This window comes from Micromonospora sp. RB23 (assembly GCF_053585025.1).
Window position 1 is genome coordinate 1,636,843 of the sequence record NZ_CM132111.1, and the last position, 12,150, is coordinate 1,648,992.

Genomic DNA, 12,150 nt, shown 5'->3' on the forward strand with positions numbered 1-12,150 from the left:
TCAGCGGCGCGGTGGGGCCTGGGCGAAGGCGGCCCAGGCCGCCGGGGGGAACAGCAGGGCCGGGCCGGCCGGGTCCTTGGAGTCGCGGACCGCCACCAGTCGGGGGATCGTGGCCACCTCCACGCAGGCTCCCTCGTCGCCGCTGCGGCTGCTCTTGCGCCACGCCGCCGCGGCCAACGCCGCTGTGATCGTCGGTGTCATCGGTCTCCTACCGTCCCTTCAGGACTGACAGGAGCATCGCCCGGCTGTCCGCCGGACTGAGCGCCACGCTGCGCAGATGCTCCATGATCTTGGTGCAGGTACGCGTCTCGCCCGCCCGGTCGAGGATCATCTGACCGGCGACGGTCTCCACCGACGCGATGATCGGGTCCTCCGGGTCGGCGAACTCCAGGATGTGCAGCGAGCCACGGGTGCCCCGGTGGTAGCCGGCGGAGAGTGGAATCACCTGGACGGTGATGTTCGGCAGCTCGGCCATCTTGACGAGGTGCCGCAGTTGGCCTTCCATCACCGACTCGTCGCCGACGGGGCGTAGCAGCGCGCCCTCGTCGATGATCGCGTCGAGGATGGGTGGGGTGTCGGCGGTGAGCCGCTGCTGGCGGTCGAGCCGGACCTTCACCCGCTGCTCCACCAGCTCGTCGCCGAGGGTGTGCGGGCCGCCGCGCATCACTCCGCGGATGTAGTCGGCGGTCTGCAACAGGCCGGGCACCACCGACGGCTCGAAGTTGGCGATGGCGGTGGCCTCCGCCTCCAGGGCGATGAAGTCGATGGTGCGCGGGTCGAGCAGGTACGAGTACGAGACCCACCAGCCCGGCTTGCGTGCGTCCTTGGCGAGTTGCACCGCCGCTGCCACCTCCTCGGCGTTCACCCCGTACGAGGTGAGCAGGGCGCGCACGGTGGCGGGGCTGACCAGGGTCTGGGCGTTCTCGTAGCGCGAGAGGGTGCTGCGGGTGCTGTTGATCTCGTCCGCCGCGGACTCCAGCGTCAGCCCGGCGGCTTCCCGGAACTGGCGTAGGGCGATGCCGAGTCGGCGGGCGCGGGCGGTCTTGGGGGCCATGCATCGATGGTCGCACACATTTACGGGAACGGGTACATGAGAGATGGCCGATGAGAGTTGCATTCATGGCTGTAGACGTGTCAATCTGTTATCGCGTCCTCACCGCCGGTTGTCGTGGCGACGGTGGTGGTGAGCGACCGGAGGGGATAGGGCGCGCGGCGATCGGGTTTCTCCCCCGTACCCGATCGTCGCGTGCCGCCCGTGCCCGCCCGCCGGAAGGAGACGACGTGCGTACCGTTCCGAAGTCTCCGCCCCCGCGTGCCAGGGGTCGGTGATGACGCGCTTCCTGGTCGTGCTCACCGACGTGCGTCCCGTCGAGGGCGTCGACCGTAACGAGCGGGTCGCCCCCGAACGCCGCCGCCAGGTCGTGGGAGCCAGCAGCAGGGAGGCCGCCGACCGGATCGCCGGAGCCTTCATGGCGCTGGGCATGGTCCGGGCCGGCCGGCAGCGGGTCAAGGTGATCGCGGTCGGTCGCCGGCACGCCCGGGACTGATTCGACCGCTACCATTCCGTCACGCACCGTATATGCTCTGTTGACCGATTGCCGTGTCGCTTCGGGGCTCGCCGGGTATCGCCGCGCCTGATCGCCACGCACAGTAAGGTCAACCGGGTGAGCGCCACCGGCGAGCACGACCAGCCGCAGTCGCGTACGAAGAGGTGACCGGAGTGACCACCCCAGGCAAGACCCGCGTGGCGATCGTCTTCGGCGGCCGCAGCCCGGAGCACGGCATCTCCTGCGTCAGCGCCGGCAGCGTGTTCGGCGCCCTCGACCCGGACGAGTACGAGGTGGTGCCGGTCGGCATCACCCGCGCCGGCCAGTGGGTGCTGACCAGCGGAGATCCCGCCCAGCTCGCCATCAACGCCCGCCAGCTCCCGGAGATCACCGCCGAGTCCGGCGCGGACATCGTGCTGCGCGCCGACCCCACCGGCAACGGGCTGATGGTGCTCGACCCGACCGAGGGCCCCCGGGCGTTGGCCGACGTGGACGTGGTCTTCCCCGTGCTGCACGGCACGTACGGCGAGGACGGCACCATCCAGGGCATGCTGGAGATGGCCGGCATCCCCTACGTGGGGGCGAACGTCTTCGCCTCCGCCGCCGCGATGGACAAGGAGTTCACCAAGAAACTCTGCGCCATCGAGGGCATCCCGGTCGGCGCGTACGCGGTGCTGCGCAACGGGATGACGCTCAGCGAGCAGGACAAGAAGCGGCTCGGCCTGCCGGTCTTCGTGAAGCCGTCCCGCGCCGGCTCCTCGTTCGGCATCACCCGGGTCACCGACTGGGCGCAACTGGACGAGGCGGTCGCCACCGCGCGGCAGTTCGACCCCAAGGTCATCATCGAGGCCGCGATCGTCGGTCGCGAGGTCGAGTGCGGTGTGCTGGAGGGCGAGGCCGGTGGCACCCCCGAGGCGTCCGTGCTGGCCGAGGTCCGGGTGGTCGCCGACCACGACTTCTACGACTTCGAGGCCAAGTACCTCGACGACTCCTGCGAGTACGACATCCCGGCCGGCCTGCCGGACAGGGTGACCCGTCAGGTCCAGGAGTACGCCGTCCGCGCGTTCACCGCGCTGGACTGCGCCGGCCTGGCCCGGGCCGACTTCTTCGTCACCCCCGAGCTGGACGTCTACCTCAACGAGATCAACACGATGCCCGGGTTCACCCCGACGTCGATGTTCCCCCGGATGTGGGCGGCCTCCGGCCTGGAGTACCCCAAGTTGGTCAACCGTCTGATCCGTACCGCCCAGCGGCGCGGCGTCGGCCTGCACTGAGCCGACCGGCGTCGGCCTGCACTGAGCGACGCCGTCCTCGACGCGTGGCCCGCCGCACGGGCCACGCGTCGGCGCGTCAGCCCTGGCAGCCGGCGGGGACCGCGCCGCCCGAGGGCACCGACGCCACGATGGCGCTGGAGATCGGGGCGGCCCACTGCAACGGCTGCGAGTAGGAGCGCGGGATGCGGACCGTCACCGGCGTCTCCCGGTCGACGGTGGTGAGCACCGTCGCATCGGTCTCCTCGACCGGGTGCCAGCAGACCCGGTTGACCACCCAGACCTCGTCGGTGGCCGGAACGGCCGGCTCGGTGCCTCCGCACGCCACGGTGAGCGCCGGGTCGCCGTACGCGGCGTTCTGCTCCGGGCCCGCCGTGACGGGACGCTGGCTCAGGTCACGGATGGTCTGCGGAAGCTGGGAGAGCAGCGCCCGGCAGACCGTGGCCGGACGGTCGGCCAGCGCCGGCGCGGCCATCTCGACCGGCGCGTTGGACTGCGCCCGGGCGGTGCTCGCCGAAGGGCTCGGCGCGGCTGCCGGCGTCTCCGGGGCGAGTTTGGCAAAGGCCAGCACGGCCACCAGCAGTGTGACCGGCAGTGCGATCACCGTGGCGAGCAGGGCCGCTCCCCGGACGGTCCGGTCCCGGCCGGCCGGCGCGTCGGCGGCCGGGTCGGCGTCCGCGCGGGTACCGTCAGCCGGCTCGGGCGAGGTGTCCGTCGGCTCCCGCTCGCCGTCGTCCCGAACCACCGAGGGGGTCGTCATCTCGTCCACTTACAGCCGCACCACCGAACACGTGAGGGTGCGGGTGATGCCGGGCACCATCTGCACCTTGCTGACGATGAGTTTGCCGAGCTCGTCGACGGTGTTCGCCTCGGTGAGGACGACCACGTCGTACGGCCCGGTGACGGCGTCGACGCGTACCACGCCGGCGATGTCCGCGATGAGACCCGCCACGTCCCGTGCGCGGCCGACCTCGGTCTGGATGAGGATGTACGCCTGTACCACGACTCGACCTCCGTCCGTCGCCGCCCGAAGGCGGCCCGAAGGGTGAAACTACCTTACGGACCAGGTCTGATCCCTATCGGTCGTCAAGGAGCAGCGGTGAGCGAGCGCGGCGGTGCCGGGCAGAACGGGTCGGACGCCGGCAGTGCCGCCAGCGTGGCCGGGATCGGTGAGTTCGGGCTGATCGGGCGGGTCACCGCCCGCCTGGCGATGGGCCCGACGACGGTGCTCGGGCCGGGCGACGACGCGGCGGTGGTCGCCGCGCCGGACGGCCGGGTGGTCGCCTGCACGGACGTCCTCGTCGACGGGCGGCACTTCCGGAGGGACTGGGGGTCGGCACGCGACGTCGGTCACCGGGCCGCCGCGGCCAACCTGGCCGATGTCGCGGCGATGGGCGCCGTCCCGACCGCGCTGCTGGTCGCCCTCTGCATGCCCGCCGACCTCGAGACGAGCTGGGCGGAGGAGTTGGCCGACGGGTTGGCCGCGGAGGCGGCCACGGTCGGCGCGAGCGTGGTGGGTGGGGACATGTCGTCGAGTCCCACCCTGACGATCGCGGTCACCGCGCTGGGTGACCTCGGCGGCCGGGCGCCCGTGGTGCGCACCGGCGCCCGCCCGGGCGACGTGCTGGCCCTGGCCGGCCGCATCGGGTACGCGGCGGCCGGGCTGACCGTGCTCAGCCGGGGCTTCCGCACTCCCCGGCTGCTGGTCGAGGCGTACCGCCGGCCGCAGGTTCCCTACCCGGCCGGGCCGCAGGCCGCCCAGCTCGGCGCGACCTCGATGATCGACGTCTCGGACGGGCTCCTCGCCGACCTGGGGCACGTGGCGCGGGCCAGCGGTGTGGCGATCGACGTACACCGCGACGCCTTCGAGGTGCCCCGGCAGATGGCCGACGCCGCGCAGGCGCTCGGTGTCGACCCGTACACCTGGATCCTGGCGGGTGGCGAGGACCACGCGCTGGCCGCGACCTTCCCCCCGACGGTGGCGCTGCCGCCGCAGTGGCGTCCCATCGGCCTGGTGACGGACGGTGTTGGGGTGACCGTCGACAGCGACGCCTACGAAGGACCCCGGGGCTGGGACCACTTCCGATGAGGTCCCTCGGCGGCCGTACCCTGGACACCGTGAGTGACATCGAGATCCGGCGGGTGCGGTTCGACGCGCCGGAGGCGCAGCAGTTGATCAAGGCCACTCTGGCCGACCTGGCCGCCCGCTACGGGGGCACCGGCGACGACACCCCGGTGGCGGCGACCGAGTTCGAGCCGCCGGACGGCGCGTTCCTCGTCGCCTACCTGGGTGGCGAGCCGGTCGGCTGCGGCGGCTGGCGCAGCCACGGCACGGACACCGCCGAGCTGAAGCGGATGTACACGGCCCCAGCGGCGCGGGGGCGCGGAGTGGCCCGCACGGTCCTCGCCGCCGTCGAGCGCTCGGCCCGGGAGCAGGGCCGCAAGCGGATGGTCCTGGAGTGCGGGGACAAGCAGCCCGAGGCGATCGCCATGTACACGTCCGCCGGTTATGACCGGATTCCGAACTTCGGTTTCTACAAGGACGCCGAGGGCTGCGTCTCCTTCGGCCGTACGCTCTGAGCCACCAGCGTCACGCTGGCTGCGGACACGACAGAGCCGGCGGGCCGCAGGGCCCGCCGGCTGAGCCGAACGAGAAGAGGTGGCGCTACCGCGTCAGGCGCGGGTGACCTTGCCAGCCTTGATGCACGAGGTGCAGACCTGCAGCTTCTTGGTGTTGCCACCACCGGCCGGGGTGCGCACCGACTGGATGTTCGGGTTCCAGCGGCGGTTGGTCTTCTTCTTGGACCAGGGCACGTTGTGGCCGAAGCCCGGTCCCTTGCCACAGACGTCGCACACGCTAGCCACGGGATACTCCTGGGATTGAAACGTTCATGAGGTCGCCGGCAGGTGCTGCCCGGGCAACCGCGTCAGCCTACCCGATGCCCCGCCGGGGTGACCAACCGCCCTGACCGGGGGCTGGCTCCGGCGGCCACTGTACCTGCCGGGCGAAGCTCGCCTGGTCGGGCCGGGCGGGTGGGCCCGTCGGGCGTCGGGGCAACCGGACACGCCGGACGAGTCCGACGCGTGTCGGTGCGCGCCAGTAGGCTTCTGCCGTGCTGGACACCCTCGACGCCGTCGCGGTCCGCCGCTGGTGCGCGAGCGGCCTGGTCGCGCTCAAGCGCCACCAGGGTGAGATCGACCAGCTCAACGTCTACCCGGTGCCCGACGGTGACACCGGCACCAACCTGGTGCTCACCCTCACCTCGGCGCAGCAGGCCCTGTCGATGGACCTGGACACCCTCCCCGACAGCGGTCCGACCGCCCACGGGCACGCGCTGCGGCTGATGGCGCAGGGCGCGCTGCTGGGCGCGCGGGGCAATTCGGGGGTCATCCTCTCGCAGATCTTGCGCGGGTTCGCCGACGCGGTCGCCGCCGTGCCGGCGGTGCGCGGCCGGGCCCTGGCCGTCGCGCTACGGGCGGCGACCGCCGCCGCGTACACCGCGGTCGGCCGCCCCGTCGAGGGCACCCTGCTGACCGTCGTCGCCGCGGCCGCCACGGGGGCCGAACAGGCAGGCAGCGACGACCTGACGCAGGTGGCCCGCGAGGCGGCGCGGGCGGCGGCCGAGGCCCTGGCCCGTACGCCCGAGCAACTGCCGGCCCTGGCCCGCGCGGGTGTCGTCGACGCCGGCGGGCGAGGGCTCTGCGTCCTGCTCGACGCCCTGGTCGAGGTGCTCACCGGGGAGAGCACGACAACGCCCGCGCCGCCGCCGCGCACCGCCCGTCCGGCGGCCACCGTCGCGCGCGAGACCGGTTCCGAGGAGTACGCGTACGAGGTGCAGTACCTGCTCGACGCGCGCGCCGACGCGGTGGCCGTGCTGCGCCGCACCCTGGACGCGCTGGGCGACTCGCTGGTCGTCGTCGGTGACGGGCGCGAGCCGGACGGCACCTGGACCGTGCACGTGCACGTCAACGACGTGGGCGCGGCGGTCGAGGCGGGGATCGCCGCCGGCCGCCCGTACCGGATCTCGGTGACCCGCTTCGCCGACCAGCCGCAGCCGTCGGACGGCCCGACCGAGGACGGCCGGGCCGCCGTGGTGGTGGCCAGCGGCGCCGGGATCGCCGAGCTGTTCGCCGCCGAGGGCGCGACGGTGGTGCCCGGCAACCCGTCCACCGGTGAGCTGCTGGCCGCGGTGCGCGGCACGGGGGCGGCCCGGGTGGTCGTCCTGCCGAACGATCCCAACACGGAGGCGGTCGCCAGCGCGGCGGCCCGCGAGGCCCACCGCCACGGCGTCAAGGTGAGCGTGGTGCCGACCCGTTCACCGGTGCAGGCACTCGCGGCCCTCGCGGTCCGCGACGGTGCCCGCCGATTCGAGGACGACGTGATCGCGATGGCCGAGGCGGCCGGCGCATGCCGCTACGCCGAGGTCTGCCACGCCAGCCGCGAGGCGCTCACGGTCGCCGGCCGCTGCCGCCCGGGGGACGTGCTGGCGCTGGTCGAGGGGGAGGTGCACCTGATCGGCACCGACCTCACCGACACCTGCGTCGCCGTGGTCGACCGGATGCTCGGCGGTGGCGGGGAACTCGTCACCCTGCTCGCCGGGGTGGACGCCCCCGTCGGGCTCACCGATGCCGTCCGCGCGCACGTCGCGCGGCGCTGGCCGTTCGTCGAGGTGCAGGCGTACCCGGGCGGTCAGCCGTACTATCCGCTCCTGGTGGGGGTCGAATGAGTGAGTCGGCCACGGTGGACACGCCGCTGAAGAAGCTCGTCGGCGACAAGACGGCCAAGGCGTTGGCCGCCCAGCTCGACCTGCACACGGCGGGTGACCTGATCTACCACTTCCCGCGCCGCTACGACGAGCGCGGCGAGCACACCGACATCCGTTCGCTGGACGTCGGCGAGCAGGTCACCGTGCTGGCCCAGGTGCAGCGCACCGCCGTACGGCCGATGCGCCAGCGACGCGGCAACCTGCTCGAGGTGACCGTCGGCGACGGCTCCGGCGGTGTGCTGACGCTGACGTTCTTCGGCAACCAGGCGTGGCGCGAACGGGAGCTGCGACCTGGCCGGTGGGGGCTGTTCGCCGGCAAGGTCACCGAGTTCCGGGGTAAACGGCAGCTCAACGGCCCGGAGTACGTCCTGCTCGGCGAGGGGGGCGAGGGCGAGGCGGCGGTCAACGACGAGATCGAGGAGTTCGCGGGCGCGCTGATCCCCGTCTACCCGGCCGCCGCCGCCGTACCGACCTGGGTCATCGCCCGCTGCGTACGGGTCGTCCTGGACACGTTCACCCCGCCGGACGATCCGCTGCCGGCCGCGGTCCGGGCCAGCCGCAACCTCGTCGACCTGGGCGCGGCGCTGCGGGAGATCCACCGGCCGTCCACCAAGGAGGCGCTGCACCGGGCACGACGGCGGCTCAAGTGGGACGAGGCGTTCGCCGTCCAGTTGACGCTGGTGCAGCGCAAGCACCGGGCCGCCGACTGGCCGGCCCGGCCCCGTCCGCCGCGCGCCGGTGGGCTGCTGGACGCGTTCGACGCCCGCCTGCCGTACGAGCTGACCGCCGGCCAGCGCGAGGTGGGCGCGGAGATCGCCGAGGACCTGGCCGCCGCGCACCCGATGCACCGTCTGTTGCAGGGCGAGGTGGGCTCGGGCAAGACGGTGGTGGCCCTGCGGGCCATGCTCCAGGTGGTCGACGCGGGCGGGCAGGCCGCGCTGCTGGCCCCCACCGAAGTGCTCGCCGCGCAGCACCACCGGGGCATGCTCGACCTGCTCGGGCCGTTGGGCCGGGCCGGTGAGCTGGATTCCGCCGAGCACGCCACCCGGGTCGAGCTGGTCACCGGCTCGCTGGGCGCGGCGGCCCGCCGACGGGCGCTCGGCGAGGTGGCCAGCGGCGCCGCCGGCATCGTGCTGGGGACCCACGCGCTGCTCTACGAGGGCGTCGACTTCGCCGACCTGGGTCTCGTGGTGGTCGACGAGCAGCACCGTTTCGGTGTGGAGCAGCGGGACGCGCTGCGCGCCAAGGCCGACCAGCCTCCGCACACGCTGGTGATGACCGCGACGCCGATCCCGCGCACGGTGGCGATGACCGTCTACGGCGACCTGGAGGTCTCGACCCTCTCGCAGTTGCCCCGGGGCCGGTCGCCGATCGCCTCGCACGTGGTCCCGGCCGCCGAGAAGCCGGCGTTCCTGGACCGGGCCTGGCGTCGGCTGCGCGAGGAGGTGGCCGCCGGCCACCAGGCGTACGTGGTGTGCCCGCGAATCGGAGACGGTCCGGTGTCGGACGAGGAGCCGCCCCCGGAGGACGACAACGGTCGGCGGCCGCCACTGGCGGTGACCGAGGTGGCCCCGCTGCTGGCCGAGGGGCCGCTGCACGGGCTGCGGATCGGGGTGTTGCACGGCCGCCTACCGGCCGACGAGAAGGACTCGGTGATGCGTTCCTTCGCCGCCGGTGACCTGGACGTGCTGGTGGCGACCACGGTGATCGAGGTCGGCGTGGACGTGCCCAACGCCACCGTGATGATCGTGCTGGATGCCGACCGCTTCGGCGTCTCGCAGCTGCACCAGCTCCGTGGCCGCGTCGGTCGGGGCGCCGCGGCCGGGCTCTGTCTGCTGGTCAGCGAGGCCGCAGAGGGCTCGTCGGCGCGGGAGCGCCTGGACGCGGTGGCCTCCACCAGCGACGGTTTCAAGCTCGCCGAGCTGGATCTGGAGCAGCGCCGCGAGGGCGACGTGCTCGGCGCCACCCAGTCCGGGCACCGCTCGCACCTGCGGCTGCTGTCGCTGCGCCGCGACGCCGACCTGATCCGCGACGCCCGCGCCGAGGCGATCACCCTCATCGCGGACGATCCGGAGCTGACCCGCAATCCGGCGCTGGCCGCCTCGGTGGCGGCGCTCGTCGACGAGGACCGCGCGGAGTACCTGGAGAAGGGCTGACGCCTGCCGCGCGCGTCCACTGACCGTCAAGACGCTGTTCCGACGGCCGTGCTTGACTCCTGAAAGGCTGTGCGACGGACGCTGACGGTCGTCTCCACAGCCCGTGCCGCATGGTCGCCACTCACAGTCGGACATCAGCGGTGTCGGGAGAAGTTCATGCGGATCGGGATCGGCCTGCCCCACTACGGCACGTTCACGACGAAGGAAGCCGTCGTCGAGGTCAGCCGTACGGCGGAGGCGATGGGCTACGACAGTCTCTGGACGGGCGATCGCATCCTCGCGCCGCTCGATCCCAGCGACGGCTACGGCGGCGTGCCCGGGGCGCCCATGCCGGCACCCTTCAAGACGTACTTCGATCCGCTGACCGCGTTGACCTTCGCCGCCGCGCACACCGAGCGAATGCGGCTCGGCATGAGCACGCTCAACGCGTTGTGGTACCCGTCCGTCCTGTTGGCTCGTACCCTGACGACCCTGGACATCCTCAGCGGCGGCCGGGTCGACGCGGGTTTCGGCATCAGCTGGTTGCACGACGAGTACAGCGCGGTGAACGTGCCGTGGAAGGACCGTGGCGGTCGCCTCGACGAAACCGTCGACGTACTGAAGACGATCTGGACGCAGGAGGTCGTCGAGCATCACGGGACGTACTTCGACATCGTGCCCACGACGATCGATCCCAAGCCGGCGCAACGGCCGCACCCGCCGATCCTGCTGGCGGGATTCGCCCCGCCGGCTCTGAAGCGCATCGCCCGCAGCGCGGACGGCTGGCTGCCCGTCCAGATGCCGATGGAGAACCTGACCTACCTGTGGGGCGCTCTGCGGGCCGAGTGGGAGGGCGTTGGCCGGGACCCGGCGACCCTCCGAGCGCCGCTGCGCATCAACGTCGAGCCGACCGGCGTGTCCGACGACGCGTTGAAGCAGACCGCCTCGTACGTGCGGGAGGCGTCCGCCCTCGGCCTCGACGAGGCGTTCATCGACCTTGGTCAGGCATGCGCGTCGGTCCCGGAACTGCTGGACGTCGCCGGCCGGTTCATCGGGATCGTCCGGGCCGGCTGACCGGCGTTCAGATGCGAGATATCCCCTAATGTGCCGACTTGGCAAGTTAGGGGAAAAAGTTCCACATTAGGGGGTTTGCGGGTGTTGCTCAGCGGTTAGAAATCTTGTCGATCGGCCGATGCCCGTCCGATGTGGTCCGTTCGACAAGAGGTGGTGTTCCATGCAGGCAACTCAGGTGCAGCAGGGCGTTCCCGGTGCCGTGCGCAACGCGTTCCGTCTCACCCTGCTCGTGATCGGGCTCGCGCTGCTCAGCAACGTGGTCTCCCTGTTCGACGGCGGCCGCGACGATGCGGAGGCGGCCGGCACGGGCACCGTGTGGGGTGCCGTGGCCTTCGCCGTCATCCTCGTGGTCGTCCAGTTCTTCGTCGCCCTCAAGATGCGTGACGGCGCGAACTGGGCCCGCAGGGTGCTCACGATTCTCGCGATCCTGCAGCTCATCGGCACCCTCGTCGGCCTGGCCGACGTCGAGGGTGGCCTCGGGACGGTGCAGCTGGCTCTCAACGTGCTCGTGGCGATCGCCGACATCGCCCTGGTGGTGCTGCTCTACCGCCCCGAGTCCAACCGCTACTTCGCCCGCTGACTTTCGAGCCACGTCAAGGGTGAGTGCCTGACGTGCCGTTCACGAGGCCGTCGGTGGGATCGCACTCCGATCCCACCGACGGCCTCCGGTCGTACAGCACCAAATCGACGCGTCGGGGGTGGACTCCATCCGCGCTGAGCTGCCGCCACCGCGCCAGTTGGGTGGTTGGCGCTCCCTCGGGCTTCAGGACCGATCAGGGATGAAGTCTCCCGACGCTGCTGGGCGATGATGGGAGCACCACGTCGCGATGGGCGGGGCGGCTGCACCGAGCAACTGGCGAAGGGCTGACGTGATCCTTATGCCAGGGCGAGTCGGGCGATGGCGCCGTCGTCGCGTTGCAGGATCGAGCCCTGTAGCTGTTGGAGACGTCGGGAAGGCTCGATGCCGAGCGCCTCGCTGAATGATGCGCGCACCTTCTGGTAGGTCACGAGGGCTCCCGCCGGGTCGCCGGTGAGATACAGCGCTCGCATGAGCTGTTCCCATGGACGGTCGCGCAGGGGTTAGTCGAGCACGAGGGCGCGGATATCGCGCAGGAGACTGCTGCTCGCTCCGAGATAGCTGCGTAGGTTCGACATCGCGGATCGCGGCGGTATCGCCCACAGCGACTGGACGAGTTTGCGACTGCTGATGCGCTGGCCGCCCGCGAGAAGCAGAACCCACTTACTGCGCTCGGCGAATCGATCGCAGGTTGACCAAGCGTTGGGCTGGCAGTAGTGCGCATCTGCGTAGATGAGATCGACCGGCTTCTGCGGCGGCCCACTCTGGCGACCGATGCCA

Annotated in this window: 14 protein-coding genes; 8 read left to right on the plus strand and 6 right to left on the minus strand. The window is 71.9% G+C overall.

The window, feature by feature from the left end; genetic code table 11:
• The gene (locus ACTFTM_RS07610; RefSeq protein WP_422738737.1) at window positions 1-201 is read right to left on the minus strand and encodes a DUF397 domain-containing protein; all 201 of its coding nucleotides are present in this window, start codon (window positions 199-201) and stop codon (window positions 1-3) included.
• A gap of 7 nt (window positions 202-208) precedes the next feature.
• Window positions 209-1,054, minus strand: a complete 846-nt coding sequence (locus ACTFTM_RS07615) for a helix-turn-helix domain-containing protein (protein WP_449565127.1) — start codon at window positions 1,052-1,054, stop codon at window positions 209-211.
• A 274-nt stretch (window positions 1,055-1,328) separates the two neighbouring features.
• Between ACTFTM_RS07615 and ACTFTM_RS07620 the strand changes: the two genes are divergently transcribed.
• A complete protein-coding gene (locus tag ACTFTM_RS07620; protein WP_425893402.1) occupies window positions 1,329-1,547 on the plus strand; it encodes a hypothetical protein in 219 nt (72 codons plus the stop codon).
• Window positions 1,548-1,720: 173 nt separating this feature from the next.
• Window positions 1,721-2,821, plus strand: a complete 1,101-nt coding sequence (locus ACTFTM_RS07625; protein ID WP_449565128.1) for a D-alanine--D-alanine ligase family protein — start codon at window positions 1,721-1,723, stop codon at window positions 2,819-2,821.
• 76 nt (window positions 2,822-2,897) lie between these two features.
• Here ACTFTM_RS07625 and ACTFTM_RS07630 read toward each other — a convergent pair whose 3' ends face one another.
• Entirely contained in the window at window positions 2,898-3,587 is a 690-nt protein-coding gene (locus ACTFTM_RS07630) for a DUF3515 family protein (protein WP_449565129.1), read from the minus strand.
• Window positions 3,588-3,821, minus strand: a complete 234-nt coding sequence (locus ACTFTM_RS07635) for an Lrp/AsnC ligand binding domain-containing protein (RefSeq protein WP_007456453.1) — start codon at window positions 3,819-3,821, stop codon at window positions 3,588-3,590.
• 153 nt (window positions 3,822-3,974) lie between these two features.
• On the opposite strand from ACTFTM_RS07635, the gene ACTFTM_RS07640 reads away from it, so the two are divergent.
• Window positions 3,975-4,907: a thiamine-phosphate kinase gene (locus ACTFTM_RS07640; RefSeq protein WP_449566568.1), complete on the plus strand. Its 933-nt coding sequence runs from the start codon at window positions 3,975-3,977 to the stop codon at window positions 4,905-4,907.
• Complete coding sequence (locus ACTFTM_RS07645; RefSeq protein WP_449565130.1) at window positions 4,904-5,398, plus strand: GNAT family N-acetyltransferase; 495 nt, start codon at window positions 4,904-4,906, stop codon at window positions 5,396-5,398. Before ACTFTM_RS07640 ends, ACTFTM_RS07645 begins: the two co-directional genes overlap by 4 nt.
• A 93-nt stretch (window positions 5,399-5,491) precedes the next feature.
• Here the strand turns inward: ACTFTM_RS07645 and rpmB are convergent, their stop codons facing one another.
• The gene (rpmB, locus tag ACTFTM_RS07650; RefSeq protein WP_091671657.1) at window positions 5,492-5,683 is read right to left on the minus strand and encodes a 50S ribosomal protein L28; all 192 of its coding nucleotides are present in this window, start codon (window positions 5,681-5,683) and stop codon (window positions 5,492-5,494) included.
• Between the two features lie 248 nt (window positions 5,684-5,931).
• Here rpmB and ACTFTM_RS07655 point away from each other — a divergent pair, with 248 nt between their 5' ends.
• The 4 genes from ACTFTM_RS07655 to ACTFTM_RS07670 all read left to right on the plus strand — a co-directional run bounded on the left by ACTFTM_RS07655 (window position 5,932) and on the right by ACTFTM_RS07670 (window position 11,373).
• Window positions 5,932-7,545: a DAK2 domain-containing protein gene (locus ACTFTM_RS07655; RefSeq protein WP_449565131.1), complete on the plus strand. Its 1,614-nt coding sequence runs from the start codon at window positions 5,932-5,934 to the stop codon at window positions 7,543-7,545.
• The gene (gene recG, locus ACTFTM_RS07660; protein WP_449565132.1) at window positions 7,542-9,740 is read left to right on the plus strand and encodes an ATP-dependent DNA helicase RecG; all 2,199 of its coding nucleotides are present in this window, start codon (window positions 7,542-7,544) and stop codon (window positions 9,738-9,740) included. The genes ACTFTM_RS07655 and recG overlap by 4 nt, the downstream gene beginning before the upstream one ends.
• A gap of 156 nt (window positions 9,741-9,896) precedes the next feature.
• On the plus strand, window positions 9,897-10,793 hold the full coding sequence (locus ACTFTM_RS07665; protein ID WP_449565133.1) for a TIGR03619 family F420-dependent LLM class oxidoreductase: 897 nt from the start codon (window positions 9,897-9,899) through the stop codon (window positions 10,791-10,793).
• Window positions 10,794-10,953: 160 nt separating this feature from the next.
• Window positions 10,954-11,373: a hypothetical protein gene (locus tag ACTFTM_RS07670; protein WP_449565134.1), complete on the plus strand. Its 420-nt coding sequence runs from the start codon at window positions 10,954-10,956 to the stop codon at window positions 11,371-11,373.
• Between the two features lie 296 nt (window positions 11,374-11,669).
• Here ACTFTM_RS07670 and ACTFTM_RS07675 read toward each other — a convergent pair whose 3' ends face one another.
• Entirely contained in the window at window positions 11,670-11,870 is a 201-nt protein-coding gene (locus ACTFTM_RS07675; protein WP_449566569.1) for a BTAD domain-containing putative transcriptional regulator, read from the minus strand.
• Window positions 11,871-12,150: the final 280 nt, after the last annotated feature.